Annotated in this window: 26 protein-coding genes; 10 read left to right on the top strand and 16 right to left on the bottom strand. The window is 60.9% G+C overall.

All coding sequences use genetic code 11. The annotated features are described in order from the left end of the window. Positions 1-108 precede the first annotated feature (108 nt). Positions 109-573, bottom strand: coding sequence for a CopD family protein (locus MUM_RS0130080; protein WP_010176710.1), 465 nt, complete (start codon positions 571-573; stop codon positions 109-111). A gap of 99 nt (positions 574-672) precedes the next feature. On the opposite strand from MUM_RS0130080, the gene dinG reads away from it, so the two are divergent. The 6 genes from dinG (at position 673) to MUM_RS0130050 (ending at position 9,210) form a co-directional block, all read left to right on the top strand. Beyond that, a complete protein-coding gene (dinG, locus tag MUM_RS0130075) occupies positions 673-2,817 on the top strand; it encodes an ATP-dependent DNA helicase DinG (RefSeq protein WP_010176709.1) in 2,145 nt (714 codons plus the stop codon). A 95-nt stretch (positions 2,818-2,912) separates the two neighbouring features. Continuing rightward, complete coding sequence (locus MUM_RS0130070; protein WP_010176708.1) at positions 2,913-5,240, top strand: beta-galactosidase; 2,328 nt, start codon at positions 2,913-2,915, stop codon at positions 5,238-5,240. A 92-nt stretch (positions 5,241-5,332) separates the two neighbouring features. Next, entirely contained in the window at positions 5,333-6,478 is a 1,146-nt protein-coding gene (locus MUM_RS0130065) for an EstA family serine hydrolase (protein WP_010176707.1), read from the top strand. Between the two features lie 142 nt (positions 6,479-6,620). Further along, positions 6,621-7,790 carry an OmpA family protein gene (locus MUM_RS0130060; protein WP_029616159.1) on the top strand — a complete coding sequence of 390 codons (1,170 nt, stop codon included), beginning with the start codon at positions 6,621-6,623 and terminating at the stop codon, positions 7,788-7,790. Between the two features lie 27 nt (positions 7,791-7,817). Beyond that, positions 7,818-8,465, top strand: a complete 648-nt coding sequence (gene pdxH, locus MUM_RS0130055; RefSeq protein ID WP_010176705.1) for a pyridoxamine 5'-phosphate oxidase — start codon at positions 7,818-7,820, stop codon at positions 8,463-8,465. Positions 8,466-8,745: 280 nt separating this feature from the next. Next, positions 8,746-9,210, top strand: a complete 465-nt coding sequence (locus MUM_RS0130050; RefSeq protein WP_010176704.1) for a glycine zipper 2TM domain-containing protein — start codon at positions 8,746-8,748, stop codon at positions 9,208-9,210. A gap of 77 nt (positions 9,211-9,287) precedes the next feature. On the opposite strand, the gene MUM_RS0130045 is transcribed toward MUM_RS0130050, so the two are convergent. The 3 genes from MUM_RS0130045 to nhaA all read right to left on the bottom strand — a co-directional run bounded on the left by MUM_RS0130045 (position 9,288) and on the right by nhaA (position 12,193). Then, complete coding sequence (locus MUM_RS0130045; protein WP_010176703.1) at positions 9,288-9,623, bottom strand: hypothetical protein; 336 nt, start codon at positions 9,621-9,623, stop codon at positions 9,288-9,290. Further along, positions 9,620-10,849, bottom strand: a complete 1,230-nt coding sequence (locus MUM_RS0130040) for an S-type pyocin domain-containing protein (protein ID WP_010176702.1) — start codon at positions 10,847-10,849, stop codon at positions 9,620-9,622. The genes MUM_RS0130045 and MUM_RS0130040 overlap by 4 nt, the downstream gene beginning before the upstream one ends. Positions 10,850-11,005: 156 nt before the next feature. Continuing rightward, on the bottom strand, positions 11,006-12,193 hold the full coding sequence (gene nhaA / locus MUM_RS0130035; protein WP_010176701.1) for a Na+/H+ antiporter NhaA: 1,188 nt from the start codon (positions 12,191-12,193) through the stop codon (positions 11,006-11,008). 213 nt (positions 12,194-12,406) lie between these two features. On the opposite strand from nhaA, the gene MUM_RS0130030 reads away from it, so the two are divergent. Next, positions 12,407-13,504, top strand: coding sequence for a PLP-dependent cysteine synthase family protein (locus MUM_RS0130030; RefSeq protein WP_177325025.1), 1,098 nt, complete (start codon positions 12,407-12,409; stop codon positions 13,502-13,504). Between the two features lie 84 nt (positions 13,505-13,588). Here MUM_RS0130030 and MUM_RS0130025 read toward each other — a convergent pair whose 3' ends face one another. The 3 genes from MUM_RS0130025 to MUM_RS0130015 all read right to left on the bottom strand — a co-directional run bounded on the left by MUM_RS0130025 (position 13,589) and on the right by MUM_RS0130015 (position 16,655). Next, on the bottom strand, positions 13,589-15,202 hold the full coding sequence (locus tag MUM_RS0130025; RefSeq protein WP_010176699.1) for an NAD(P)/FAD-dependent oxidoreductase: 1,614 nt from the start codon (positions 15,200-15,202) through the stop codon (positions 13,589-13,591). A gap of 107 nt (positions 15,203-15,309) precedes the next feature. Then, positions 15,310-15,981 carry a COG3650 family protein gene (locus MUM_RS0130020; RefSeq protein ID WP_010176698.1) on the bottom strand — a complete coding sequence of 224 codons (672 nt, stop codon included), beginning with the start codon at positions 15,979-15,981 and terminating at the stop codon, positions 15,310-15,312. Between the two features lie 74 nt (positions 15,982-16,055). Then, positions 16,056-16,655: a short chain dehydrogenase gene (locus MUM_RS0130015; protein WP_010176697.1), complete on the bottom strand. Its 600-nt coding sequence runs from the start codon at positions 16,653-16,655 to the stop codon at positions 16,056-16,058. 104 nt (positions 16,656-16,759) lie between these two features. Here MUM_RS0130015 and MUM_RS0130010 point away from each other — a divergent pair, with 104 nt between their 5' ends. Further along, positions 16,760-17,668, top strand: a complete 909-nt coding sequence (locus tag MUM_RS0130010; protein ID WP_010176696.1) for a LysR family transcriptional regulator — start codon at positions 16,760-16,762, stop codon at positions 17,666-17,668. On the opposite strand, the gene MUM_RS0130005 is transcribed toward MUM_RS0130010, so the two are convergent. The 8 genes from MUM_RS0130005 to livH all read right to left on the bottom strand — a co-directional run bounded on the left by MUM_RS0130005 (position 17,665) and on the right by livH (position 23,943). After that, positions 17,665-18,150, bottom strand: a complete 486-nt coding sequence (locus tag MUM_RS0130005; protein ID WP_010176695.1) for a DoxX family protein — start codon at positions 18,148-18,150, stop codon at positions 17,665-17,667. The genes MUM_RS0130010 and MUM_RS0130005 overlap by 4 nt on opposite strands. After that, a complete protein-coding gene (locus tag MUM_RS0130000; RefSeq protein ID WP_010176694.1) occupies positions 18,147-18,923 on the bottom strand; it encodes an HvfC/BufC N-terminal domain-containing protein in 777 nt (258 codons plus the stop codon). Before MUM_RS0130000 ends, MUM_RS0130005 begins: the two co-directional genes overlap by 4 nt. Continuing rightward, positions 18,920-19,795 carry an MNIO family bufferin maturase gene (gene bufB / locus MUM_RS0129995; RefSeq protein WP_029616158.1) on the bottom strand — a complete coding sequence of 292 codons (876 nt, stop codon included), beginning with the start codon at positions 19,793-19,795 and terminating at the stop codon, positions 18,920-18,922. The genes MUM_RS0130000 and bufB overlap by 4 nt, the downstream gene beginning before the upstream one ends. A 26-nt stretch (positions 19,796-19,821) precedes the next feature. Next, positions 19,822-20,127, bottom strand: a complete 306-nt coding sequence (locus MUM_RS0129990; RefSeq protein ID WP_010176692.1) for a BufA1 family periplasmic bufferin-type metallophore — start codon at positions 20,125-20,127, stop codon at positions 19,822-19,824. A gap of 217 nt (positions 20,128-20,344) precedes the next feature. Further along, positions 20,345-21,046, bottom strand: a complete 702-nt coding sequence (locus MUM_RS0129985) for an ABC transporter ATP-binding protein (RefSeq protein WP_003211664.1) — start codon at positions 21,044-21,046, stop codon at positions 20,345-20,347. Position 21,047: 1 nt separating this feature from the next. Then, on the bottom strand, positions 21,048-21,815 hold the full coding sequence (gene livG, locus MUM_RS0129980; RefSeq protein ID WP_010176691.1) for a high-affinity branched-chain amino acid ABC transporter ATP-binding protein LivG: 768 nt from the start codon (positions 21,813-21,815) through the stop codon (positions 21,048-21,050). After that, positions 21,812-23,065 carry a high-affinity branched-chain amino acid ABC transporter permease LivM gene (locus MUM_RS0129975; protein ID WP_010176690.1) on the bottom strand — a complete coding sequence of 418 codons (1,254 nt, stop codon included), beginning with the start codon at positions 23,063-23,065 and terminating at the stop codon, positions 21,812-21,814. Before MUM_RS0129975 ends, livG begins: the two co-directional genes overlap by 4 nt. Next, the gene (gene livH / locus MUM_RS0129970) at positions 23,062-23,943 is read right to left on the bottom strand and encodes a high-affinity branched-chain amino acid ABC transporter permease LivH (RefSeq protein WP_238535557.1); all 882 of its coding nucleotides are present in this window, start codon (positions 23,941-23,943) and stop codon (positions 23,062-23,064) included. The genes MUM_RS0129975 and livH overlap by 4 nt, the downstream gene beginning before the upstream one ends. Between livH and MUM_RS1000000134845 the strand changes: the two genes are divergently transcribed. After that, the gene (locus MUM_RS1000000134845; protein ID WP_238535558.1) at positions 23,860-24,153 is read left to right on the top strand and encodes a hypothetical protein; all 294 of its coding nucleotides are present in this window, start codon (positions 23,860-23,862) and stop codon (positions 24,151-24,153) included. The genes livH and MUM_RS1000000134845 overlap by 84 nt on opposite strands. Before the next feature lie 59 nt (positions 24,154-24,212). Here the strand turns inward: MUM_RS1000000134845 and MUM_RS0129965 are convergent, their stop codons facing one another. Continuing rightward, complete coding sequence (locus tag MUM_RS0129965) at positions 24,213-25,340, bottom strand: branched-chain amino acid ABC transporter substrate-binding protein (RefSeq protein ID WP_010176689.1); 1,128 nt, start codon at positions 25,338-25,340, stop codon at positions 24,213-24,215. 339 nt (positions 25,341-25,679) lie between these two features. On the opposite strand from MUM_RS0129965, the gene MUM_RS0129960 reads away from it, so the two are divergent. Next, the gene (locus MUM_RS0129960; RefSeq protein WP_010176688.1) at positions 25,680-25,982 is read left to right on the top strand and encodes a DUF2288 domain-containing protein; all 303 of its coding nucleotides are present in this window, start codon (positions 25,680-25,682) and stop codon (positions 25,980-25,982) included. Positions 25,983-26,328 lie beyond the last annotated feature (346 nt).

Raw genomic sequence — 26,328 nt, 5'->3', positions numbered from 1 at the left:
TCCCGCTGGAGTGCGCAGCGCTCCCGCTTTTTTTGGGGCCGCTACGCAGCCCAGCGGGAGCAAGCTCCCTCGCCACAGCAAGCCCCTCGCCACAGGGTATGGGGTGCCCTAGAACATCGGCCGTGCCGAAGCAATCGCCACCAGCACCAACCCCACCATCAAGTTAATCCCCACCAACCGGCGAATCTGCCCCAGCGCCGCCGCCCCGGCCGGCCAATCCTCAGCCGCCACGGCCGTGCGCAACTCAGGCAACTTCAACGCCTGGATCCGGATAAACAGCGCCGTCATCACCACATACAACCCCATCATGACCTGCACATAACGCGGCGCGGTCTCAAACCCGCTGAAGCGCAGTTGCAGCAGGCCGACACCGCTGATCGGCAATACCAGCACCGCGACCCAGACCCACACAAAAAAACGTTGAAACACATTCACCCAGAGTTTCAGCCGGGCAGGCCCGTCCAGCGCGGCCATGGCGGCGGGGCGCAGGATCATCCAGGCGAAAAACATACCGCCGACCCAGATCAGGGCGGCCAGTACATGCAGGGTATAAGCGAGGCTAAACACGGTCATTGGGGTACTCCGTTCTGCGCAGGATTAATTAGCGGGGTATGATAGCGGCCGATCCGAACCACTGAAAATTTATCCAGCGTTTTTTGCGCCCGACTATCCATGATCAGCACTGAACTCAAAACCACGATCCAGGGCGCCTACTCGCGTTTTCTCGAAGCCAAGAGCTTGAAACCGCGGTATGGCCAGCGCCTGATGATCGCCGAAGTGGCCAAGGTCCTCGGAGATATCGACACCGACGACGAAGGCCGGCGCAGTGGCGACCCTGCGGTGGTGGCCGTCGAGGCCGGCACCGGTACCGGGAAAACCGTGGCCTACAGCCTGGCGGCGATCCCTACTGCCAAGGCCGCCGGCAAGCGCCTGGTGATTGCCACCGCCACCGTCGCCCTGCAAGAGCAGATCGTCTACAAAGACCTGCCCGACCTGATGCGCAACAGTGGCCTGAATTTCACCTTCGCCCTGGCCAAGGGCCGTGGGCGCTACATGTGCCTGTCCAAGCTCGACGTGCTGTTGCAGGAAGGCCACGCGCAAACCGCCACGGCGTCGCTGTTCGAAGAAGAAGGCTTCAAGATCGAAGTCGATGAGGTCAGTCAGAAGCTGTTTACCAGCATGATCGAGAAACTGGCGGGCAATAAATGGGACGGCGACCGCGACAGCTGGCCCAATGCTCTGGAAGACGCCGACTGGGCGCGCCTGACCACCGATCACAGCCAGTGCACCAACCGTCATTGCCCCAACTTCGGCCAGTGCGCCTTCTACAAGGCCCGGGAAGGCATGGGCAAGGTCGACGTTATTGTCACCAACCATGACATGGTCCTCGCCGACCTGGCCCTGGGCGGCGGTGCGGTCTTGCCCGACCCCCGCGACACCCTTTACGTATTCGACGAAGGCCATCACCTGCCTGACAAGGCCATCGGCCACTTCGCCCACTACACGCGGCTGCGTTCCACCGCCGACTGGCTGGAAACTACCGCCAAGAACCTCACCAAGTTGCTTGCCCAGCACCCGCTGCCGGGCGACCTGGGCAAGTTGATCGAGCAGGTGCCGGAGCTGGCGCGGGAGATCAAGACCCAGCAGCAATTCATGTTCAGTGCCTGCGAGCAGGTGGCAGACTTCAAGCCCGGCGAAGACGTGGAAGGCCGCGAGCGGCCGCGTCATCGTTTCGTCGGCGGGCTGATTCCCGAGCACATGCGCGAGATGGGCATTGAGCTGAAGAAGGGCTTTTCGCGCCTGACCGACCTGTTCACCCGTCTCACCGATTTGCTCAAGGAAGGCATGGACGGCGAGGTCAACATCGGCATCGCCAGCAACCAGGCCGAAGAATGGTACCCGCTGTTTGGCAGCCTGTTGTCCCGGTCCCAGGGCAACTGGGAGCTGTGGACGGCCTTTACCGTCGAAGACCCGGAAGACAACCCGCCCATGGCCCGCTGGCTGACCTTGTCGGAAAGCGGTGCATTGTTTGATATCGAGGTCAACGCCAGCCCGATCCTGGCGGCGGAAATGCTTCGACGCAACCTGTGGAACGTGGCCTACGGCGCCCTGGTCACCTCGGCTACGCTGACCGCCCTGGGCACCTTCGACCGCTTCCGCATGCGCGCCGGGCTGCCGAAAAAGGCCGTCACCGCCGTGGTGCCGAGCCCGTTCCATCACGCCGACGCCGGTGTGCTGCGGGTGCCGGACCTCAAGGCCGACCCGCGTGATGCGCCGGCCCACACGGCGGCGATCATTCGCGACCTGCCGTCGCTGGTGGAAGGCTCCCGGGGCACGCTGGTGCTGTTCTCGTCCCGCAAACAGATGCAGGACGTGTTCGACGGCCTCGACCGTGACTGGCGCAAGCAGGTGTTTATCCAGGGCAACCTGTCGAAACAGGAAACCCTGAACAAGCACAAGGCGCGGGTGGATGGCGGCGACTCCAGCGTGCTGTTCGGCCTGGCCAGTTTCGCCGAGGGCGTGGATTTGCCGGGCGCCTACTGTGAGCACGTGGTGATCGCCAAGATCCCGTTCTCGGTGCCGGATGATCCGGTGGAGGCCGCGCTGGCCGAGTGGATCGAGGCCCGGGGCGGCAATCCGTTCATGGAAATCTCGGTGCCGGACGCTTCCCTGAAGCTGGTCCAGGCCTGCGGGCGCCTGCTGCGTACCGAAGAAGATCGCGGCACCATCACCTTGCTTGACCGGCGCCTGGTCACCCAGCGCTACGGCAAAGCTATCCTGAATGCTTTGCCGCCGTTCCGGCGGGAAATTTCATAAGCCACCGTGGGCGAAATCGCCCACTTCGTGGTCTATCTCACCATTGCTTCACGTCATCAGGCCAGTCATCGGCCGTTTGGGAGAACCTTGTTCACATGATTCGCACGCTGCCCGCTGTTTTTGCCTTGTTGTTTGCCGCGCCCTTGCTGGCTGCGCCTGCGGGGCAACAAACGTTGTTCAACTTTGTACGGCCCGCTGATGTGGTCAAGGTAGCGACCCAGGACGCCAGCCTGCCGCAATACAACGCCGAACAAACCCCTGAAGGCGAAGTGCTGCGCCGTATTACCTTCAACCCGGCGGCCGAACCGAGCCTGGTGCTCAGCCCGCAGACCGGTGCCTGGGACTGGTCGCAATCCGGCGCCATGAGCTTGCGCATTCAGAGTGCGATGGATTGGGCGTTGACCCTGTACGTCAAGGTGCAGAGCAATGACGGCCGGGCGCTGTTCAGCCGTATCGACCTGCCCGCCGGCCCGGCGCAGACACTGCTGATTCCGCTGCAAGCCAACTCGCCGCTGAGCCAGGGCATGAAGGCCGGCCCGCCCATGCCGGTCACCGTCGATGGCCAGCGCGTATTGCTGGCCAGCAGTGAAGGGGAGATCGACCGCAGCCAGGTCGTGTCGGTAACCCTGTCAATGATCAAGCCCAATGTCGCCCAAAGCATTTTGTTGGAGCGCTTCGGCGTGCAGGACATCGAGCCGGTGCTCAAGGCCACCTACAGCGATCTGGTGGATGCCTACGGGCAGTCCACCCGCGCCAGATGGCCGGAGAAAGTCAGCAGTGACGACCAGTTGAGGGCCGCCGCGGTCAAGGAACAGCAACAGCTCAAGGGCTGGCTGGCCGAGCGTGACAAAGCCTCCCTGGACAAATTCGGCGGCTGGAACAAAGGCCCGGCCTTCGATGCCAGCGGCTTCTTCCGCACCGAGAAGCGCGACGGGCGCTGGTACCTGGTGACGCCGGAAGGCCATCCGTTCTACTCCCTGGGCGTCAACACCGTGGCCCCGGACAACAGCCAGACCTACGTGGCAGGCCGCGAATGGATGTTTGCCGCGTTGCCCAAGGCCGGTGAGCCGTTTGATAAGTACTACGGCAGCGGTGATAACCGTGGCGGCAATGGTGCCGATCAGGGCCGCAGCTTTAATGTCGGCCGCTGGTACGATTTTTACGGCGCCAACCTGCAGCGCACGTTTGCCCAGCCCTGTGTGCCCCCGGCGCCTTGCGCCCCGGAAGGCTTCGACCAGAAACGTTGGGTGACCCATGCCCTGGATCGCCTGCAAGCCTGGGGTTTCAACACCGTGGGCAACTGGAGTGCGCCGCAGTTGGCGACCGCTGACCGCGTGCCTTACACCTTGCCGCTGTCGATTGTTGGCGACTACGCGAGCATCAGCACCGGCACCGATTGGTGGGGCGGCATGCCCGACCCGTTCGACCCGCGTTTCGCCATGGCCACCGAGCGTGCGGTGGCGATTGCCGCCCGTGACCATCGCGATGACCCGTGGCTGATCGGTTTCTTTGCCGACAACGAACTGGCCTGGGCCGGTCCCGGTGATGATCCGAAGTCCCGCTACGCCTTGGCCTATGGCACGTTGCGCATGACCACCGACGTTCCGGCCAAGCGCGCGTTTCTCAAGCAGTTGCGGGACAAGTACCGCAACCAGGCCGGCCTGTCGAAGGCCTGGGGCATTGACCTGCCTGCCTGGGAGCTGATGGAAGACCCGGGCTTTGTGCCGCCCATGCCGAACCCCGAACACCCGGAAATCGAAGCAGACTTCAAATACTTCCAGAAGACCTTCGCCGATGCCTACTTCAAGACCATCTCCGACTCGCTGAAATGGCATGCGCCCAACCAGCTGTTGCTGGGTGGCCGTTACGCTGTCAGCACACCGGAGGCGGTGGCGTCTTGCGCGCAATATTGCGACGTGCTGAGTTTCAACATGTACACCCTCAAGCCCCAGGATGGCTACGACTTCGCGGCGCTGCGGGCGTTGGACAAGCCGGTGCTGATCACCGAATTCAACTTCGGCTCGGCGGACCGTGGTCCGTTCTGGGGCGGTGTGACGCAGTTGGCCAGGGAAGAGGATCGCGGGGCTGCCTACGCCAACTTTCTCAAGCAGGCCATGGCCGAGCCATCGATCGTGGGCGTGCATTGGTTCCAGTACCTCGACCAGCCGGTAACCGGTCGTCTGCTGGAGGGCGAAAACGGCCACTTCGGCCTGGTGGGCATCACCGATGTGCCGTTTCAGGGCTTCGTTGACAGTGTTCGTAAAAGTAACCTGGCGGCCGTCGACCAGTTGGGCAAGGAGGCCGAAAAGGCCAAGGCGGCCAGCGTGGTCCATACCGGAGAAGGCGGTAAACCGGGGCATGACGCCAATGCGGCAGGGCCGGGTGCAGGGCGCTCCGGCGGGCATTCGGGCAAGGGCCATTGATCGGTCCTGATCGACGAGTGCGGGTTCACAAATCACTCAATGGCTGGAACAATGTCGGCCACTTTTTGCGGTACTTTTCCGAGGGGGCTTAGGTGCAGATTCAGGGTCATTACGAGCTTCAATTCGAAGCGGTGCGTGAAGCCTTCGCCGCGCTGTTCGACGACCCTCAGGAGCGCGGCGCCGCGCTGTGCATCCAGATCGGCGGCGAAACCGTCGTCGACCTGTGGGCCGGTACCGCCGACAAGGACGGTGCCGAGGCCTGGCACAGCGATACCATCGCCAACCTGTTCTCCTGCACCAAGACCTTTACAGCCGTCACGGCGCTGCAACTGGTGGCCGAAGGCAAGCTGCAGCTGGATGCGCCGGTCGCCAGATATTGGCCGGAGTTCGCGGCAGCCGGCAAAGAAGCCATCACCCTGCGCCATCTGCTCTGCCACCAGGCCGGGCTGCCTGCCCTGCGTGAAACACTGCCCGCCGAGGCGCTGTACGACTGGCAGATGATGGTCGACGCCCTGGCGGCCGAAGCGCCGTGGTGGAAGCTCGGGGAAGGCCATGGCTACGCGGCGATTACCTACGGCTGGCTGGTGGGCGAATTGCTTCGTCGCGCCGACGGTCGTGGCCCGGGCGAGTCGATCGTGGCTCGGGTGGCGTGGCCATTGGGTCTGGACTTTCACGTGGGTCTGGCCGATGAAGAGTTTTATCGAGTTGCCCATATAGCCCGGGGCAAGGGCAATGTAGGCGATGAGGCGGCACAACGTTTACTTCAAGTAACGATGCGCGAGCCGACGGCGATGACTACCCGTGCATTTACCAATCCACCGTCTATTCTGACCAGCACTAATAAACCCGAATGGCGGCGTATGCAGCAGCCAGCGGCAAATGGTCACGGTAATGCGCGAAGTCTGGCAGGTTTTTATAGTGGGCTGCTCGACGGTAGTTTGCTGGAAGCCGATATGCTTGAAGAGTTGACCCGCGAACACAGTATTGGCCCGGATAAAACCTTATTGACACAAACCCGCTTTGGCCTGGGCTGCATGTTGGATCAACCGCACGTGCCAAACGCCACGTTCGGCCTTGGCCCACGGGCCTTTGGGCATCCTGGGGCCGGTGGTTCGGTGGGATTTGCCGACCCGGAACATGATGTAGCCTTTGGTTTTGTGACCAATACATTGGGGCCTTATGTACTTATGGACCCGCGGGCGCAAAAGTTGGTAAGAATATTGGCCGGTTGTCTGTAAATAGCTTGCTGTCTTGCGTTTTTTTGTTACAAAGACACCTACAAAAAGACGCTAGGCGAAATGTTGTAACTTTAATGTTCCAGAAGCGTCTGTTTAACGGGTCATTCAGGCCCCTGATTTTTTCTCATTTTGTGGATATCTCATGTTATCGAACAAGTCCTTGGCACTGGCGCTATGCCTCACTATTACTGGCTGTGCACAAACCCCACAAAATGATGCCGAAGGTGGGCATTGGTGGTCATTTGGCTCCGATAAGGCTGCTACCAAGGACGCAGTGAGCCAAGCCGACACCAAACCGGATGCCAAACCTGCCGTTGCTGCCAAGGCGCCTGCGCCGGTAGCACCTGCCGCTGCAGCACCTGCTCAGGCCCCGGCCCCGGTTGCCAAGGCGGATACCGGCTCCAGCTGGTGGCCGTTCTCGTCGAAAGCCGACGATGCCAAGGCTGACCTGAAAGCCGACCTCAAGGCGGCAACGCCTGCTTCCGGCGCACCGGCTGCCGCACCGGCTGCTGCACCTGCCGTTGCCAAGACAGATACCGATACCAAGTGGTGGTGGCCGTTTGAAAGCAAGCCAAAGCCATTGGCCAAGGTCGACGTCGCCAACATCCCGATGCCTGATCCAAAAATCACCCAGGCCTGGCTGGACGATTACGAGCCGCGCCTGCGCCTCGCGATCAAGGACAGCAACCTGCAACTGGAACGTCGCGACAACGTATTGGTGGTGATTGCCCCGGTCGACGGTTCCTACAACCCGAAACGCCCGGCGATGTTGCTGCCGGTAACCCTGGGTCCATTCACCCGCGTTGCCAAGGCGGTTGAAGGCGATCCGAAGACTGCCGTACTGGTGCTGGGCCACGTCGATACCTCGGGCGCCGAGCCGGTGAGCCAGGCCCTGACCAAGGAGCGTGCGCAGTCCATCGCCTCGATCTTCAGCCTCAGCGGCCTGAAGCAGGACCGCCTGATGCTGCGTGGCATGGGCGACCTGATGCCACGTGCCGCCAACGACAGCACCCAGGGCCGGGCCCTGAACCGTCGCATGGAAATCATGTTCACCCAGCGCACCACCATGCTGGCCCTGCTGAGCAAGTACAACTCGGCTAACCCGCCGAAGGCTGAAATGGTGGCCGTGCAGGACGTTCCTGCTCCAGCAGTTGCTCCGGTCAAAAAAGCCGCGCCGGCGAAAAAACCGGTCGCCAAGAAAGCCGCTGCCAAGCCAGCGGCCAAAAAGGCCCCGGCCAAGCCAGCTGCTAAAAAGCCAGCACCGGCCAAGGCCGCTGCTCCAGCCGCTTCGAACGACCAGGCAAAAAACTGATTATTTGAGCAAGAAGGATAAAGCCGCATGACCCAGGCACTGGCCGATATGCGCCGTGACTACACACGGGACGGTTTGAGCGAGGCCCAGGCCCCGGACGAACCGTTTGCCTTGTTCCACCAGTGGTTCAGCGATGCGGTGAAAACCGAACAGCCGCCGGTGGAGGCCAATGCCATGACCCTGGCAACGGTCGACCAGGACGGTCGCCCCCATTGCCGGGTCCTGCTGCTCAAGGGTTTGGATGCACAGGGCTTTACCTTCTTCACCAACTATCAGAGCGCCAAGGGCGAACAGCTCGCGGTGCGCCCGTTTGCCGCCATGACCTTCTTCTGGCCGACCCTGGAGCGCCAGGTGCGTATCGAAGGCCGGGTGGTCAAGGTCACGCCTGAGGAATCGGACGCTTACTTCCAGGTCCGCCCCCTGGGCAGCCGCCTGGGCGCCTGGGCTTCACCGCAGAGCCGGGTGATCCGGGACCGCGAAGAGTTGCAGGACCTGCTCAAGGCCACTGAGCAACGTTTCAGTGATACCCAGCCCGACTGCCCCGAGCATTGGGGCGGATATCGCCTGCTGCCGGAGCGCATCGAGTTCTGGCAAGGCCGCGCGAGTCGTTTGCACGACCGCTTGAACTACCGCTTGCAGGGTGCCGACTGGTCCCGTGAGCGGCTGGCGCCCTGAGCCCACCTTTCGTCACCTCGCCTGAATGCAGTGCTGCACGCCGGAGTCTCTAGTCAGAGGCTTTGGAGGTGTAACGCTGCGCCGCGTTTTCAGCCATTCGCTACAATGATGAAACAGTCCATGAAGATCCCGATAGCGGTGAGGTTTATACCGTTCGTCGAGTTTTTCGGTACAGGCAGACTGTACTAAGGCTGAATGAAAACAATTTTCTGCCCGGCATGGCGTGACAGGCAGCAAGCCGCAGCGGTTTAATGATTACCTGTCCTTTGGAGTTGATGCTATGCGTAAGTCTGTTTTACTGGTTGCCTGCTTTACCACCTTGTCGTTGCTGCTGGGTGGCTGCGCCTCGAGTCTGACCGGCGACTCGTACTCCCGTGACGAAGCACGTCGCGTGCAAACTGTTCGCATGGGCACCATCGAATCCCTGCGTCCGGTGAAAATCGAAGGCACCAAGACCCCAATCGGCGGCGTGGCTGGCGCAGTGGTTGGTGGTGTTGGCGGCAGCGCAATCGGTGGTGGCCGTGGCAGCATCGTCACCGGCGTGATCGGTGCCGTTGCCGGTGGCTTGCTGGGTTCTGCTGCAGAAGAGGGCCTGACCCGTACCCAAGGCGTTGAAGTCACCGTTCGTGAAGACGACGGCAGCATGCGCGCCTACGTCCAGGCCGTTGACCCGAACGAAGTCTTCCGCATCGGTGACCGCGTTCGCATCATGACTGTGAACGGGACCAGCCGAGTTACTCGTTAAGAGTAAGGTCGCAGGAACAGAAAAACCCCAACCGGGTGACCGGTTGGGGTTTTTTGTTGGGCGTATGTCTTGCCAGATCAGGTGAACATCTGGATATCGTCAAGCGTGTCTTGGACGGCACCACTCAGAAACGGTGATTTTGTTTTTGCTTGTTGCAGTGCTGGCGAAATTTTCGCCATGTCCAGCTCACCGAAGCGCCGCGCGATGTGGCCTATCGCAATGATGGCAGCTGACGCGATGTTCTCGTCATCATTGCTCACATACCGGAGGCAGGTTTCTTGTGCCCAGGTAGCATCTGTCTCGTTGAGGCCGATGGATATTATTGCTTCTGTGACCTTGCTTAGGTCGTTGGTGGCTAGAAGGCTTATAGCTTCATCGTGGCTCAAAGACGGGTCGTGATAACGCATACTCATTTTTCAGCTCCTAGAATTTTTCCTTTTCGATCTGTTTTGTTCGCTTTTATTAAAGCGTTTTTCATCTCTTGTCTTAACTCACTCCACCGCCTCACATGACCGTGGTAAAGACCTTCTGAGGTGCGATCAATCACCACAAACTCGTTTGTGTGTGGGTCAATACCTATTCGTCTACGTGAATTTGGCGGATTCAGCTCCACTGAGTTGTTAAGAGCATCTAAGCCGTTAGTCGGCTTTTTGCTTTTGACAGAGCTATCTTTTTTTCCGTGATAGGGGGCGTCCTCATACTTCAGGCTTACAACGATATACAGAGGCCGAACCCCCGAGTCCGCCGGAAACACCAGAATGAAATCCCTGTATTCCGGCGGGTATATCGGGTCAACGATGATGCTGGCGGCCTTCTCGGTCGGCGGATACACCCAGATTTGCGGTGCCTGCGGCGCAGCTTCCAAAGCAGGGATACCAAGTGTGCCAGCCGGATCGATGACAGGCGTCCAGATCAGCTCAATCCCGTCGCCCAAGTCCGCGACCTGATGTGTGCCTCGCAGCCCAAACTGCACGACATCGATCATTTCCCAGTCGCGATTTTTCCCTGTGTAGAAGGCGTATCCCTTGAGGGTGCCGTTAGCTAATTGCTCGACGTGCAGGCGAACTCGTGTTCGCGCGCGTGGCATTGAGCGCAGTTGACGGTCGCTGTAGAGCGCGCTGTCGCCCAAGCTGGAGGGCCAGATAAGTGCTGCAACCCCAAGCATCAGGCCAGCGGCGACTGTTCCAGCACCGGCTGCGACGCTTGATGCTCCGCCTATCGCGGAACCGCCCAATGCCAATGTGCCGAGCCCTGCCGGGAGTGCGCTGCCGCTGATCTTCTTGAGCGGCAGCAGCCCCTCACTGTCCGTTTCACGGCCACCGAGCAGCACGTGCTCGCCATAGTCCCCTATGCGATCCAGCGGTATGTAGCCGGACGGATTGTTGTAGTCGATGAGGGCGTCGGGCAGGTTGCAGGACTTGGCGAACACGCATCCAACCCTGGGCAGTGGCGTTGGCGGCGACTCCACTTTGCGTCTGGCCTCGTAGGCCTCCTGTCGGGCAAGCATGGCTTCGTAGGCTCGCTGCCTGGCCTCTCGATCAGCCAACTCGCGCTCGTTCATGTTCTCGAGCTTTCGGTAGCCCCCCGTGCCGGTCCCGTAGCATCGCCAGACCTGGGGTATGTCCTTGTTGTTTGCCATCGTGCCCTCCTGGCGTGTTGCATAACGACGTCCGACGGTGGAGCCGGGAGCACGACGTTATGGCAAGCAGCGGAGGGTGGATGTAGGACGGTTCTGTGAGAGGGCGCCGAATGGGCCTAGAGGAGGTTGGAGCCGGCAAGCCGGCTCCAAAAGCGGTTACGCCTGAACGAGTACCTGCTTGCGACTGGCCATCGCCGTCACTGCATACCCGATCAACGCCGCCAAGATCGAGCCGGTCAGGATGCCCATCCGGTCCATGCCGGCGTATTCACTGCTGCCCGGTACAAACGCCAGGGAGCCGACAAACAGGCTCATGGTGAAGCCGATGCCGCACAGGATCGCGACGCCCAACACCTGGCCCCAGTTGGCACCGGCGGGCAGCGCTGCAACGCCGGTCTTGACCATGACCCAGGCGAAACCCATCACGCCAACGGTCTTGCCCAGCAGCAGGCCGGCGGCGATGCCCAGGGGCACGTGGTGGGTGAAGCTTTCCAGGTTGACGCCGGTCAGCGAGACGCCGGCATTGGCAAAGGCAAACAGCGGCAGGATCGCATAGGCCACCCAAGGGTGCAGCGCGTGCTCCAGGGTCAACAGCGGCGAAGGTTCGGCGTTTTTCGTGCGCAACGGGATGCAGAACGCCAGGGTCACGCCGGCCAGGGTGGCGTGCACACCACTCTTGAGCACACAGACCCACAGGATCAGCCCGATAATCATGTAGGGCCCCAGCTTGACTACGCCGAGCCGGTTCATCGCAATCAACGCGATCAGGCACGCCGCGGCACCGGCCAATGAGGCCCCGGACAGGTCGGCGGAGTAGAAGAGGGCGATCACGATGATTGCACCCAGGTCATCGATGATCGCCAGGGTCATCAGGAACAGCTTCAGTGACACCGGCACGCGCTTGCCCAGCAAGGCCAATACGCCCAGGGCGAAGGCAATGTCGGTGGCCATCGGGATCGCCCAGCCACCGAGGGCGGCGGGGTTGTCCTTGTTCAGCGCCCAGTAGATCAGGGCCGGCACCACCATGCCGCCGATGGCTGCCGCGCCCGGCAGTACCACTTGCGAGGGCTTGGACAGTTGGCCGTCGAGCACCTCACGTTTGACCTCGAGGCCGATCAACAGGAAGAACAGGGCCATCAGCCCGTCGTTGATCCACAGCAGCGCCGGCTTGGCGATTTTCAGCGCGCCAATTTGCGCGACCACGGGGACGTCGAGAAAGCTCGCGTACCAGTGCGACAGCGGTGAGTTGTTGATGATCAGCGCCAAAGCGGCGGCAGCGATCAGGAGCAGACCGCTGGCGGCTTCCAGCTGGAAGAATCGGGTGAAAGTGCTACGCAGAGGCAAGGGATGCTCTCCAATCAAAGTTCAATAGGTGGGTACCCTAACCCGTACCGTTAGTTGTTAAAACAAAAGTTATATTCTTATTTGTTATAAGGAATCGGCCTGATCAGTTGCTCGCCAAAGCCCGAAAATTGTGTGTCCAATTGAGTCATGACTGTATCTGTGTGGAGTGTAGGAAACATCCTAAGATCAAGTCTGAAATCCTTAGAGAAACCGATCATGAGCGACAACCGCCAATGGGCCCGCGAAGCCATTCGTATTATTGAAGCGGACTTCCAGCGTAGCGCCGACACCCACTTGATTCCCTTGCCGTTACCGGGTTTGCCGGGCATCGAGCTGTATTTCAAGGATGAGTCCAGCCATCCCACCGGCAGCCTGAAGCACCGGTTGGCGCGCTCGTTGTTCCTCTATGCGTTGTGCAATGGCTGGCTCAAGCCCGGTGCACCGGTGATCGAGGCGTCCAGCGGCTCCACGGCGATTTCCGAGGCGTACTTCGCCCGGTTGCTGGGCTTGCCGTTTATTGCGGTGATGCCGGCTACCACCTCCCAGGAAAAGATCGCGCAGATCGCGTTCTACGGTGGCAAGAGCCACCTGGTACAAGATCCGACGCAGATCTACGCCGAATCCGAGCGCCTGGCGCAGGAGAGCGGTGGCCACTTCATGGACCAGTTCACCTACGCCGAACGCGCCACCGACTGGCGGGCCAACAACAACATCGCCGAATCGATCTTCCAGCAGTTGCGCTTTGAGCGTTATCCGGAGCCTAGCTGGCTGATTTCCAGCCCCGGCACAGGCGGCACCACGGCGACGTTGGGGCGTTATGTGCGTTATCGCCAGCACTGCACCCGGGTGTTGTGCGCGGACGCGGAGCGTTCGGTGTTTTTTGATTACTACCTGAGCGGCGACGCCAGCCTGCGCCTGGAGTGTGGATCGCGCATCGAAGGCATTGGCCGTCCACGGGTCGAGGCGTCGTTCTTGCCGAAAGTGATTGATGCGATGGTCAAGGTGCCGGATGCGCTGTCCCTGGCGGCCATGCATTACCTGGCCCAGCGGCTGGGGCGGCGAGTGGGCGGTTCCAGCGGCACCAACCTGATCGGCGCGTTGATCGCGGCGCAGCAGATGAAAGCGGCGAGGGAGTCGGGCTCGATCGTGGCGATTTTGTGCGACGGCGGTGAGCGCTATGCCACGACCTATTACGATCAGGCCTGGCTGGCAGGGCAGGGGTATGAGTTGGAGGGTTTGATCGCGGCCGTTGCGGCCAGTGTCGAGCGGGGAGAAGCGCTGCCTGACAGCGTGTTGCGCGCCAATATCTGAAACACCCACTGTAGGAGCTGGCTTGCCGGCGATGGCGATCTTGAGGACGCCATCGCCGGCAAGCCAGCTCCTACAAGGTTTACGTCAGGTCTCCAGGCCCAACATATCCCGCGCCAGCGCTTCGGCGATCCGAATCCCGTCGACACCCGCCGACAAGATCCCGCCTGCATAACCTGCACCTTCACCCGCCGGGAACAAGCCCTTCACGTTCAAGCTCTGCATCGACTCGTTACGGGTAATCCGCAGCGGCGACGAGGTGCGGGTTTCGATCCCGGTCAGGACCGCATCGTGCAGCGAGTAACCCTTGATCTGCTTCTCGAACGCCGGCAGCGCTTCGCGGATGGCTTCGATGGCAAAGTCCGGCAGCGCCAGGGCCAGGTCGCCCAGGGCCACGCCAGGTTTGTAGGACGGTTCCACTGTGCCGATGGCGGTGGACGGCTTGCCAGCGATGAAATCACCGACCAGTTGCGCCGGTGCTTCGTAGTTGCTGCCGCCGAGGATGAACGCGTGGGATTCCAGGCGCTCCTGCAACTCGATCCCGGCCAGCGGGCCGCCCGGGTAATCCACTTCCGGGGTGATGCCCACCACGATTCCTGAGTTGGCGTTGCGCTCGTTACGCGAGTATTGGCTCATGCCGTTGGTCACCACGCGGTTCGGCTCGGACGTTGCCGCTACCACGGTGCCGCCCGGGCACATGCAGAAGCTGTAAACCGAACGGCCGTTCTTGGCGTGGTGCACCAGCTTGTAATCGGCCGCGCCGAGTTTCGGGTGCCCGGCGTACTTGCCCAGGCGCGCAGCGTCGATCAGCGATTGCGGGTGTTCGATGCGGAAACCCACCGAGAACGGCTTGGCTTCCATGTACACGCCACGGCCATGGAGCATGCGGAAGGTGTCACGGGCGCTGTGGCCGAGGGCCAGGATCACGTGTCTGGACAGGATCTGCTCGCCGCCATCCACCACCACGCCATTCAACTGGCCATCTTCGATCAGCACGTCGGTGACTCGCTGCTCAAAGCGCACTTCACCGCCCAGGGCGATGATCTGCTGGCGCATGTTTTCCACGACGCCGGTCAGGCGGAATGTACCGATGTGCGGCTTGCTGACGTAGAGGATCTCGTCCGGCGCGCCGGCCTTGACGAACTCGTGCAGCACCTTGCGACCATGGAATTTCGGGTCCTTGATCTGGCTGTAGAGCTTGCCGTCGGAGAAGGTCCCGGCGCCGCCTTCACCGAACTGCACGTTGGATTCCGGGTTCAGCACATTCTTGCGCCACAGGCCCCAGGTGTCCTTGGTGCGCTGGCGCACTTCGCGGCCGCGCTCGAGGATGATCGGCTTGAAGCCCATCTGTGCCAGCAGCAGCCCGGCGAAGATCCCGCACGGGCCAAAACCCACGACGATCGGCCGCTCGGTCAGGCCTTCCGGCGCATGGCCAACAACTTTGTAGCTGATGTCCGGTGCCGGGTTGACGTTGCGGTCGTCGGCGAACTTGAGCAGCAGGGCCGCCTCGCCTTTGACGTCCAGGTCGATGGTGTAGATGAAGCACAGCTCCGACGATTTCTTGCGGGCGTCGTAGCTGCGTTTGAACAGGGTGAAATCGAGCAGGTCATCACTGGCGATGCCCAGGCGCTGCACAATGGCTGGCCGCAGGTCTTCTTCGGGATGGTCGATGGGCAGCTTGAGTTCGGTGATTCGTAACATGACAGGAATCCGGTAGGCGGCGGGCAAAGAGGCCGGCTGTTTTGCAAACCGGCGATTATAAGCCCCAACTGCACTTTCCCGTCATGTTAAAACAGCGCAGGGGTCAATCAGTCGTCCCGGGAACCGCCGAATGACGCGCAGCCGCGCTGCACCTGGCCGTTCACCCGCAACTCGGCAGACATGTGTTGCAGGCTGCCGCTGGCGCTGTCGACACAACGTTGCGGGGCTACCCACAGTTCGATGTGCTGGTTATTGGCTTCGGTCATCAGGTTGAACCGTCCGTCGCCCGATTGCTCTTCCACATAAGGCACGGCCAATGGCGGCTGGCCTTCGCGTTCCAGCACCATGCCCTTGGCAGTGACGTTCATCGCCCAGGCCGGCTTGTGGCCGTTGGCCCGCAGGATCATGCGCTTGAAGTCCGGGTCATCGCAGGCCGAAGTCGAGCGTTCGACGCGATACACCTGTTGCAGGTCGACGGTGCCCTGGGTGCCGCTGGCTACGCCGGAGAACTTGCCACGCACATCGGCAAACAACGCGCCCTGCTGGCCGGCCAGGGAGGCGGCTTCCTGCAGGATGCTGGTGCCGCCGGTGTCGTTGACCACGTAGTTGCGTTTGTCGTTGCAGGGCTGGAACAGCAGTTTGTCACCCTGGGCCGTCAGCTCACCCTGCATGCGGGTCAGCCCGGCGAGAGAGGGTTTGGCCGGCTCGTTGTCGAACATCTGGCAGGCGGCGAACAGGGGCAACAGGGCAAACAAAGCTAGGGTACGGACGGCGCGCATTATCGGGTCTCCTGATAAGTGCCGCCACGTTACGCAGGCTGGCGGTGCATCACAAGCCCGGGACACAGGTTGAATCAACCAACAATAAACGTCTGCCCCGTTTGCAAGCCTTCCACGCTTTTCGCGTAGGCCAACGCGACTTCTGCACCCGGAGCCGGCTTGTAGCCGCGAAAGTACGGTGCGTAGCTGCCCATGGCTTCCAGCAGGACGGTAGGGCTGACCGAGTTGATGCGCAGGCCGCGCGGCAGTTCGATTGCTGCGGCTTTTACGAATGCATCCAGCGCGCCGTTGACCAGGGCTGCCGAAGCACCGGTGCGAATCGGATCACGGTTGAGGATGCCGCTGGTGAAGGTGAACGACGCGCCGTCATTGGCGAACTCACGGCCGATCAGCAGCAGGTTGACCTGCCCCATCAGCTTGTCTTGCAGGCCCAGGTCGAAGTCGGTCGCGCTCATTTCGCCCAAGGGCACGAAGTTGACGCTGCCGGCGGCGCAGATCAATGCGTCGAACTTGCCGGTTTGTTCAAACAGTTTGCGGATCGAGGCGCTGTCGCTGATGTCGACCTGAAAGTCGCCGCTCTTGCGACCGATGCTGATCACTTCATGACGTTGGGACAGTTCTGCCTTGACCGCCGAGCCCACGGTGCCGCTTGCGCCAATCAACAGGATTTTCATCGTGCCTTCCTCCAGATGTGTAGGTGAGATTTCAGTCTAGAGTGATTTTTTGCGCGGATAAGTGCACTAATAGGCAACCTTTGGTTTTCAATTGGAAACAATCCATGAGCGAAATGGATGATCTCGCGGCATTTGCCGTGTTGATCGAAGCCGGCAGCTTTACCTTGGCGGCCCAGCAATTGGGCTGCAGCAAGGGTCAACTGTCCAAGCGCATCAGCCAGTTGGAGGCGCAGTTTTCGGTGGTGTTGCTGCATCGGACCACGCGCCGCCTGAGCCTGACGGCGGCGGGTGCGGCGCTGTTGCCGCAAGCCCAGGCGTTGGTGGTCCAGGTGGAGCGGGCACGTCAGGCATTGGCCCGGCTCAAGGATGATCTCGTCGGCCCGGTGCGTATGACGGTTCCGGTGTCCCTGGGTGAAACCTTCTTCGACGGTCTGTTGCTGGAGTTTTCCCGGGAGTACCCACAGGTGCAGATCGAGTTGGAACTCAACAACCAGTACCGGGACCTGGCGCGGGATGGCTTCGACCTGGCGGTGCGTTCGGAGGTCGCCAACGACGAGCGTCTGGTCGCCAAGCCGTTGCTCGCCTGGCACGAGATGACCTGCGCCAGCCCGGCGTATCTGGAACAGCATGGCGAGCCGCTGGCACCGGCAGAACTGGTGGGCTACAACTGCCTGCTGAACAGCCACTACAGCGGTCGTGAAGAGTGGCTGTATCACCAGCAACATGAGCTGCTGCGGGTTCGCGTATCCGGCACCTTTGCCTCCAACCATTACAACTTGTTGAAGAAGGCTGCGCTGGTAGGGGCGGGCATCGCACGTTTGCCGTCCTATGTGCTACACGCGGAATTGGCTGACGGTCGCTTGCGCTGGCTCCTGCGGGATTACCAGACCCGCAGCATGCCGATGTACCTGGTCCATCCCTATCAAGGTGGCCTGCCGCGGCGCACCCAAGTCCTGGCGGATTACCTGGTGGGCTGGTTCAAGCGCAGCGGCGAAGCCCTGGACCGCCTTTAGCGGTAGCGCCGGGCGATCAGGTGATCAAGGGAGAAACTGCCCGGCCCCTTGGCCATCAACAGCAACAGCAGGGCGATCCAGGTGCCGTGGGTCGGGTAGGCTTCCGGGTAGACGAACAGCTGGATGGTCAACGTCATGCCCAGCAACGCCAGCGCCGAGAAGCGAGTGGCAAACCCTACCAGGATCAGCACCGGGAAAAAGTGCTCGGCGAACGCGGCCATGTGCGCCGCCACTTCGGGCGACAGCAGCGGCACGTGGTATTCGCTGCGAAACAGTGGCAGCGTGGACGGCGCCAGGTGCGGCCAGCCCAGTTGAAAGGTGCCGCCGATGAGGTCCACCGCAAAGCCCTCAACCTTGGTTTGGCCGGATTTCCAGAACACCGCCGCAATGGAGAAGCGTGCGACGAAAGCGATCAGGCTGTAGGGGATTCTCTCGAAGAGTTGAATGATCTTTTGGGTCGGGCCGGGGGCGGTGGTGTTCATGGCGATACCTTTTGTTCTGTGTGCAAGTGGGTGATGGCGCCGTGGCCGATCAGCAGGGCCAGGCATTGGTGCAGATCAAATTCGTCGGCCGCATCGAGGGCGTAAGCCACGGCCATCTCCAGCGGCCAACCGTTGTTCAGGCTGTTGATAAACGCTGCCGAGCCGCTGTCGATATGAAATACCTGCACCTGCAAGCCATTGCGCAGTACCAGCGCGCTTTGGGCGTGGAAGGGGTCGAGCGTGGCAAGGGATTCGTCCGTCTGGTGCGCGGCCCATAAAGCCACCACAGCGTAGGCCGAGTTCAGGGTGGCCAGTGACGGATGCAGTTGCAGGCGCAGTTCGCCCAAGTCCGACTGTTGTTGCAGGGTGGCGATGAGCGCCTGTTGATCCAGGGGTGTGGCGTCTGCCGCGTGATACGCCCTGACCCGCAGCCGCTCCAGGCGCGCCACGTCAGCCAGGTACGGCACGCTGGCAGCGGGGGCGAAACCCTGGATAAAGTCGGGCAGGTCGGCGCCGTACTCATTGATCAGCGGACTTGCCGGCGGGAACGCCTGGACGTACACACCGGCCATCGCCCGAAAAAACGCATCACCCACCAACTGCAGGGTGACCGGGTAGCCAGCGGCCAGGGCGTTGATCAGCGAGCTGTGAACGTTGTTGCGATACACCGCAAAACGGCTGGCCGGGTCAGCGCCGTTGCGGCTGAACACACCTTGCGGGCACGTTTCGTCTGCCGACAACAGGGCGCTGGCAAATTCCTCCTGGCGGCTCATGTGCGCACCTCCAGCAGAAACCGTTCGGCCTGGCGCGCTTCGGCGTGCAGCACGCTGAACGCCGGCACCTGGTTGTCACGTTCGATCAGCGTGGCGACCGGCCCGGTGCGTGTGAGCACGTGCTGGTAGAGCTGCCATACCGCGTTGTCGATCGGGGCGCCATGATCATCAATCAGCAGACGATCACCCAGGCTGTCGGTGTCTTCGGCAAACCCTGCCAGATGAATCTCGCCCACGGCGTGCAGCGGCAGGGCATCGATGTACTTCAGCGGGTCTTGCTGATGGTTGATGCACGACACATACACATTGTTCACATCCAGCAACAGCCCGCAGCCGGTGCGGCGGATCACTTCGCTGATGAAGTCCGTCTCCTCCAGGGTGGAGCACTGGAACTGCAGGTACGTCGAAGGGTTCTCCAGCAGCATGGGGCGCTGCAGGCGGGTTTGCACCTGGTCGATGTGTTCGCACACCCGCGTCAGGGTTTCATCGTCATACGCCAGCGGCAGCAAATCATTGAGAAACAACGGGCCGTGGCTGGACCAGGCCAGGTGTTCGGAAAAAGAGTGGGGTTGATAGCGTTCGATCAGCGTTGCGAGGCGCGCAAGGTGCTCGCTGTTCAGCGGACCTTCGCCGCCGATGGACAGGCCCACGCCGTGCAGTGACAGCGGGTACTGTTCGCGGATCAATCCCAGGTAGTGATGGAAAGGCCCGCCGGCCACCATGTAGTTTTCGGCGTGGACTTCAAAAAAACCGATGTCGGGGGAAGTCTCGAGCACTTCACTGAAGTGCTCGTTCTTGAGCCCCAGCCCGGCCCTACGTGGGAGGCCGGGCGCCTGAGCCTGGTGGATGGAGTGAGGGCATGGGAGCGTCATCGTCAGTACTCAGGCTGCGCAGGGGTTCAGGACTTGGCGGTGAAGGCCGCTTCCTGGCCGAAACCGGTTGGCGAGGTGGCGCTTGGGGTTTTCAGGCAGGTGCCGGCCGGGACCAGTTTCCAGGCGTTGGCTTGATCCTTGACTTTCGAGGTGCCGGCGCAAGTGGTGCCAGCGCCTGCAGCGCAATCGTTCTTGCCGGCTTCAGCCACGCCGAAGCACTTTTGCATGTCATCGGCAGCGTGGGCGGTGGTGGTCAGGGCGGACAGGCTCAGGGCCGAACCCAGGGCCAGGACGAGGGTGGCGGCGGACAGCGAACGGGTTTTGGTAGTCATGGTGTATCTCCAGCAGTGGGTTGAGTTGGCAAGCGTAGTTGCCTGCTTACACCACTAGAGACAGGGGGAAGGGATTCGTTACAAACACGGCGAAATTAATTTCAGGTTTCGCAAAACAAGTGTGGGAGCTGGCTTGCCTGCGATGCTGACGCCTCGGTGTTTCAGAACCACCGAAGCGATGCTATCGCAGGCAAGCCAGCTCCCACAGAGGCCGGCGTTAACCGCCTAAATAAGCCTCACGCACTTTCGGATCGGTCAGCAGTTGTTCGCCGCTGCCCTGCATCACCACCCGGCCGTTTTCCAGCACATAGGCGCGGTCGGCGATCTTCAGTGCCTGGTTGGCGTTCTGCTCCACTAGGAACACCGTTACACCGTCCTTGCGCAACTGTTCGATGATGTCGAAGATCTGCTGGATGATGATCGGCGCCAGGCCCAGGGACGGTTCGTCCAGCAGCAGCAGCTTGGGCTTGCTCATCAGTGCACGGCCGATGGCGAGCATTTGCTGTTCGCCGCCGGACATGGTGCCGCCGCGCTGGCTGAAGCGTTCCTTGAGCCGAGGGAACAGGTGCAACACCTTGTCCATTTGCTCCTGGTAATCGCCCTTGTCGGTAAAGAACCCGCCCATGGCGAGGTTCTCTTCCACGGTCAGGCGGGCAAATACCCGACGGCCTTCCGGAACCACGGCAATGCTCTTGCGCATGATCTCGGAGGAGGCCTGCCCCACCAGTTCCTCACCCATGTAGCGGATGCTGCCGCTGTGAGCCTGGGGCGAACCGCACAGGGTCATCAGCAGCGTGGACTTGCCGGCACCGTTGGCGCCGATCAGGGTAACGATTTCGCCCTGGCGCACTTCGACGTTGACGCTGTGCAGCGCCTGGATCTTGCCGTAGAAAGTGGAAACGTTTTCGAATTGCAGCATTTTACGCTTCCCCCAAATAGGCTTTGATCACGGCCGGGTTGTCGCGGATCTGCTCCGGCGTACCGTCAGCCAGTGGCGTGCCCTGGTTGATCACGACGATATGGTCGGAAATGCTCATGACCAGTTTCATGTCGTGTTCGATCAGCAGCACCGTGGCGTTGTTTTCTTCACGCAGCACACCGATCAGCGCCTTGAGGTCTTCGGTTTCCCGTGGGTTCAGGCCGGCGGCCGGTTCGTCGAGCATGAGGATCCGCGGGCGGGTCATCATGCAGCGGGCGATTTCCAGACGACGTTGCTGACCGTAGGCCAGGGTGCCGGCAGGGCGGTTGGCAAACTCGGTGAGGTTGACCTTGTCCAGCCAGTATTCGGCGTATTCCATGGCCTCACGCTCGCTCTTGCGGAACGACGGGGTCTTGAACAGGCCGGCAAAGAAGTTGGTGTTCAGGTGACGATGCTGGGCGATCAACAGGTTCTCGACCGCCGTCATGTCCTTGAACAACCGCACGTTCTGGAAGGTTCGCACCACGCCCTTGCGGGCAATCTCGTGGCCGGCCAGGCCCTGGATCGGCTGGCCGTCCAGCAGGATGCTGCCGCCGCTTGGCTTGTAGAAGCCGGTCAGGCAGTTGAACACCGTGGTCTTGCCGGCACCGTTGGGGCCGATCAGCGCTACAACCTGTTTCTCTTTTACGGTCAGGGCCACGCCGTTGACCGCCAGCAAACCGCCGAAGCGCATGCTCAAGTTTTCGACTTTCAGGATCTCGCGGCTCATTTGCGCAGCTCCATGTGTGGACGTTGCATGGGCAGCAGGCCTTGAGGACGCCAGATCATCATCAGCACCATCATGGCGCCGAACATCAACATGCGGTATTCGCTGAACTCACGCATCATTTCCGGCAGCAGGATCATCACGATCGCCGCGAGGATCACGCCCAGCTGCGAGCCCATGCCACCCAGTACCACGATGGCGAGGATGATCGCCGACTCGATGAAGGTGAACGACTCGGGTGTCACCAGCCCCTGACGCGCAGCAAAGAAGCTGCCGGCAAAACCGGCGAATGCGGCGCCGAGGGTGAAGGCCGAGAGCTTGATGATGGTCGGGTTCAGGCCCAGTGCACGGCAGGCGATCTCATCTTCGCGCAATGCTTCCCACGCACGGCCGATCGGCATGCGCAGCAGGCGGTTGATCACGAACAGTGCGGCCAATGCCAGCAACAGCGCCACCAGGTACAGGAACACCACCTTGCTGATCGGGTTGTAATCCAGCCCGAAGTACTCGTGGAAGGTTTGCATGCCTTCTGCGGCGGAACGGTCGAACGACAGCCCGAAGAACGTCGGCTTGGGAATGTTGCTGATGCCGTTGGGGCCGCCGGTGATGTCCGTCAGGTTACGCAGGAACAGACGGATGATTTCACCGAAGCCCAGGGTCACGATCGCCAGGTAGTCGCCCCGCAGGCGCAACACCGGGAAGCCCAGCAGGAAGCCGAAGGTGGCCGCTGCCATACCCGCCAGTGGCAGGCATATCCAGAAGCTCCAGCCCAGGTAGTGCGACAGCAACGCATAGGTGTAGGCACCCACGGCGTAGAAGCCCACATACCCCAGGTCGAGCAGGCCCGCCAGGCCCACCACGATGTTCAGGCCCAGGCCCAGCAACACGTAGATCAGGATCAGTGTTGCGATATCCACCGCGCCACGGGACCCGAAGAACGGCCAGATCAGCGCGGCCACGATCAGGCCGATGATGATGTAGCGCTGGGTGCGCGGCAGGGTCAGGAACTGGCTGACCTTGGGCGATACCAGGGGGCCACGGTTGGACTTGAGGAGCGCACCGACCTGCTGGGTGAACAGCACGCGCAGGAACATCAGCACCGAGCACAGGGCAATGATGGTCAATGTCACCGGGCCGGTGCCATGCACTTCAAGGTTGATCCCGACAATGCTCAGCTTGAGCCCGAGTACCGGAAAGGCCACGGCCCAGACCAGCAAGGCGCTGAAAAACGCCGATTTAAGATATCTGCTCATACTTTCTCAACCTCCGGACGGCCCAGAATGCCGGTCGGCCGGAACAACAGCACCAGAACCAATAGACCGAATGCCACCACGTCCTTGTACTGGTCGCCGAACACATCGGCGCCAAAGGCTTCAGCCACCCCCAGCACCAGCCCGCCGAGCATCGCGCCCGGAATGCTGCCGATGCCGCCCAATACCGCAGCGGTGAAGGCCTTGAGGCCCACCAGGAAGCCGGCGTTGGGGTTGATCACGCCATACTGCATGCTCAGCAACACGGCAGCGATGGCGGCCAGTGCGGCACCGATGACGAAGGTCAGGGCGATGATGTTGTTGGTGTTGATGCCCAACAGGTTGGCCATCTTGATGTCTTCGGCGCAGGCCCGGCAGGCGCGCCCCAGACGGGAGCGGGAGATGAACAGGGTCAGGCCGAGCATCGCCACCAGGGTGACGACGAAGACCAGGATCTGCATGTAGGAAATCAGCACTTCTTGTGCGCCGCCTGGGCCGAAGGAGATGCTCCCCGGGATCAGGTTGGGAATGGATTTGTCCTTGGAATCCTGGGACAGCAATACAGTGTTCTGCAGGAAAATCGACATGCCGATCGCAGAGATCAGCGGGATCAAGCGGTTGCTGCCACGCAAGGGGCGGTACGCAACGCGTTCGATACTGTAGCCATAGGCACTGGTTACGACGATGGACGCCAGGAACGCAGCGGTCATCAACAGCGGCAGGGAATGGATACCCAGCATGGCCAGCCCGGCAAGGGCGATGAAGGCCACGTAGGAACCAATCATGTACACCTCGCCATGGGCGAAGTTAATCATTCCAATGATGCCGTAAACCATTGTGTAGCCAATGGCTATCAAGGCATAGGTGCTGCCAACGGTCATCCCGTTAACCAGCGTTTGGAAAAAATGATAGATCTCAGGCATTACAGCGCTCCTAAAAACCCGATACGCATTTCACTGGTGGAGTCAATTTCCGGCCTGGTGCCCTATTCTGTGATCAGGTTGCACGAAGCGTTTGCCAGCGAACCGCTGGTGACGGTTTTAAGATTTTCAGGTGAGCCAGCTCCCGGATCGCGGGTGTCAGGCCCATAAACCTCGTAAAACAAAGCCCACTGCTTGCACAGTGGGCTTGTTGACCAGTAACGCCTGGCTTACTGAGGGGAAACTTCGGTTTTTGGTTTGCCGAAGTGCCATTCGTAGACCACGAACTTGAAGTCCTTCAGGTCGCCCTTGGCGTCGAAGCTCAGGTCGCCGGTTGGGGTCTTGAAGGTACCGGCGTGGATGGCAGCAGCCACCTTGGCGGTGTCTTCGCTCTTCGCGGCAGCGATACCGCCGGCGATCACTTCAACAGCCGAGTAGGCCGGGAACACGAACGGACCGGTTGGGTCCTGCTTGTTCTTGGCGAACTCTTCAACGATTGCCTTGTTGGCAGGATCGGTGTCGAACGACTTCGGCAGGGTAACCAGCAGGCCTTCGGAAGCGCCCTGGGCGATTTGCGAGATGGAGTCGTTGCCGACGCCTTCAGGGCCCATGAACTTGGCGTTCACGCCTTTTTCCTTGGCCTGGCGCAGGATCAGGCCCAGCTCTGGGTGGTAGCCGCCGTAGTAGACGAAGTCGACGTTGGCTTGCTTGAGCTTCTGGATCAGCGAACCGAAGTCCTTGTCGCCAGCGTTGATGCCTTCGAAGAGGGCAACTTTCACGCCTTTCTTCTCGAGGGTCTGTTTGACGGCGGTGGCGATGCCTTCACCGTATTGCTGTTTGTCGTGGATAACGGCAACGACTTTCGGCTTCACGTGGTCGGCGATGTAGTTGCCGGCGGCTGGGCCCTGGGCGCTGTCCAGGCCGATGGTACGGAAGACCAGCTTGTAGCCACGGGAAGTGATTTCCGGGCTGGTAGCCGCCGGGGTGATCATGATCACGCCTTCGTCTTCGTAGATGTCGGAGGCTGGCTGAGTGGAGCTGGAGCAGAGGTGACCGACCACGAACTTGACGCCGTCGTTGACCACTTTGTTGGCTACGGCCACGGCTTGTTTTGGATCGCAAGCGTCGTCGTATTCTTTGGCTTCAAGCATTTTGCCATCGACGCCGCCCTTGGCGTTGATGTCGGCGATGGCCTGCTTGGCGCCCATGAACTGCATGTCGCCGTACTGGGTCACAGGGCCGGTTTTAGGGCCGGCAATACCGATCTTGATGGTGTCAGCTGCGAACGAATGGCTGGCAACCCCGGCCAGGACCATAGCGGCAAACAGTTTGGAAATCTGCTTAGTAGCCTTATTCATAGTGCTCCACTCTTACTGTTGTATTTTTTATAGTTCTAGCGGCCTTGTGAGCTGCAGAACCGGATCAGATATCTCGGATATCCCCCGGCAGCGGCCTGGCAACTGTACCGGTACAGTGTAGAGCGCCGGTTGATCGCTTGAAAAGCTGGCTGCTGGGGGCAAAACCCGGGTATGTCGCTTAAATGAAAGAAAAAGACAGAATTGCGGCGGGGTGATGCCAGAGTTTCGGGCAATCCTTGGCTTTCCTGACACTTTCGTTCGGTGCCTCATTTGCAACTGGGTTTTTCTGCCTGCCGCTCGACGTTATGATTGCGCCGATTTTTCTTCAGGTGAACTCCCATGACGCAAGAACCTAGCACCCTCTATGCCAAGCTGCTTGGTGAAACCGCCGAAATTTCCTGGAAGGAGCTTGAGCCGTTCTTTGCCAAGGGTGCCCTATTGTGGGTCGACGCCGGGCTGGATTTGATCGAGGCCGCCGAGGGCATGGCTGAGGACAACCGTGAGAAAGTCGCTGCCTGGCTGGCTGCGGGGAGTCTGGGCGAGGTGTCTGCGACGCGGGCATTGGACCTGGTTGAGCGGGATCCGAGCTTGTGGGCGGTGGTGGTTTCGCCGTGGATTCTGATCCAGGAAAGGGCGGGGTAAGAAATGTCTGCGCGAAAATGGTGCGTGATTTTTCTGAGTTTAAGTGTGTAGCGGGGTAACCGCATTTGCGGTGATGGCACGTTGCCGTAGAGAAAGGTCACAGGCGGGGGTTACGTGCGCGTCATGGGAACAGTTTTGTTTGCGCCGGAATGCGGTGGGAATTGTTTCTTCGTGTGTGTACATATCCGTTATTCAGGTCACGGCTACTTATGGTTTCGCTCTTACAGCGAGTCACTTTGGAAAAGCCCCAAAGTAACCAAAGGGCTCTGCCCCGCCTGTCGGCACCTCGCCTAGGCTCGGTGTTCCCTCACTCCGGCATTGCTCCGCGGGCCGCCGCGACGGGGCG

This window comes from Pseudomonas sp. PAMC 25886 (assembly GCF_000242655.1).
Lineage (GTDB): Bacteria > Pseudomonadota > Gammaproteobacteria > Pseudomonadales > Pseudomonadaceae > Aquipseudomonas.
This window is presented reverse-complemented; position numbering and strand designations above follow the sequence as displayed.

Excerpts from the sequence above, each read along its gene's own strand:
- MUM_RS0130080 (WP_010176710.1), bottom strand. The coding sequence starts at position 573 with ATGACCGTGTTTAGCCTCGCTTATACCCTGCATGTACTGGCCGCCCTG.
- dinG (WP_010176709.1), top strand. The coding sequence starts at position 673 with ATGATCAGCACTGAACTCAAAACCACGATCCAGGGCGCCTACTCGCGT.
- MUM_RS0130070 (WP_010176708.1), top strand. The coding sequence starts at position 2,913 with ATGATTCGCACGCTGCCCGCTGTTTTTGCCTTGTTGTTTGCCGCGCCC.
- MUM_RS0130060 (WP_029616159.1), top strand. The coding sequence starts at position 6,621 with ATGTTATCGAACAAGTCCTTGGCACTGGCGCTATGCCTCACTATTACT.
- pdxH (WP_010176705.1), top strand. The coding sequence starts at position 7,818 with ATGACCCAGGCACTGGCCGATATGCGCCGTGACTACACACGGGACGGT.
- MUM_RS0130050 (WP_010176704.1), top strand. The coding sequence starts at position 8,746 with ATGCGTAAGTCTGTTTTACTGGTTGCCTGCTTTACCACCTTGTCGTTG.
- MUM_RS0130045 (WP_010176703.1), bottom strand. The coding sequence starts at position 9,623 with ATGAGTATGCGTTATCACGACCCGTCTTTGAGCCACGATGAAGCTATA.
- MUM_RS0130040 (WP_010176702.1), bottom strand. The coding sequence starts at position 10,849 with ATGGCAAACAACAAGGACATACCCCAGGTCTGGCGATGCTACGGGACC.
- MUM_RS0130025 (WP_010176699.1), bottom strand. The coding sequence starts at position 15,202 with ATGTTACGAATCACCGAACTCAAGCTGCCCATCGACCATCCCGAAGAA.
- MUM_RS0130020 (WP_010176698.1), bottom strand. The coding sequence starts at position 15,981 with ATGCGCGCCGTCCGTACCCTAGCTTTGTTTGCCCTGTTGCCCCTGTTC.
- MUM_RS0130015 (WP_010176697.1), bottom strand. The coding sequence starts at position 16,655 with ATGAAAATCCTGTTGATTGGCGCAAGCGGCACCGTGGGCTCGGCGGTC.
- MUM_RS0130010 (WP_010176696.1), top strand. The coding sequence starts at position 16,760 with ATGAGCGAAATGGATGATCTCGCGGCATTTGCCGTGTTGATCGAAGCC.
- MUM_RS0130005 (WP_010176695.1), bottom strand. The coding sequence starts at position 18,150 with ATGAACACCACCGCCCCCGGCCCGACCCAAAAGATCATTCAACTCTTC.
- MUM_RS0130000 (WP_010176694.1), bottom strand. The coding sequence starts at position 18,923 with ATGAGCCGCCAGGAGGAATTTGCCAGCGCCCTGTTGTCGGCAGACGAA.
- bufB (WP_029616158.1), bottom strand. The coding sequence starts at position 19,795 with ATGACGCTCCCATGCCCTCACTCCATCCACCAGGCTCAGGCGCCCGGC.
- MUM_RS0129990 (WP_010176692.1), bottom strand. The coding sequence starts at position 20,127 with ATGACTACCAAAACCCGTTCGCTGTCCGCCGCCACCCTCGTCCTGGCC.
- MUM_RS0129985 (WP_003211664.1), bottom strand. The coding sequence starts at position 21,046 with ATGCTGCAATTCGAAAACGTTTCCACTTTCTACGGCAAGATCCAGGCG.
- livG (WP_010176691.1), bottom strand. The coding sequence starts at position 21,815 with ATGAGCCGCGAGATCCTGAAAGTCGAAAACTTGAGCATGCGCTTCGGC.
- MUM_RS0129975 (WP_010176690.1), bottom strand. The coding sequence starts at position 23,065 with ATGAGCAGATATCTTAAATCGGCGTTTTTCAGCGCCTTGCTGGTCTGG.
- MUM_RS1000000134845 (WP_238535558.1), top strand. The coding sequence starts at position 23,860 with ATGGGCGAAGTTAATCATTCCAATGATGCCGTAAACCATTGTGTAGCC.
- livH (WP_238535557.1), bottom strand. The coding sequence starts at position 23,943 with ATGACCGTTGGCAGCACCTATGCCTTGATAGCCATTGGCTACACAATG.
- MUM_RS0129965 (WP_010176689.1), bottom strand. The coding sequence starts at position 25,340 with ATGAATAAGGCTACTAAGCAGATTTCCAAACTGTTTGCCGCTATGGTC.
- MUM_RS0129960 (WP_010176688.1), top strand. The coding sequence starts at position 25,680 with ATGACGCAAGAACCTAGCACCCTCTATGCCAAGCTGCTTGGTGAAACC.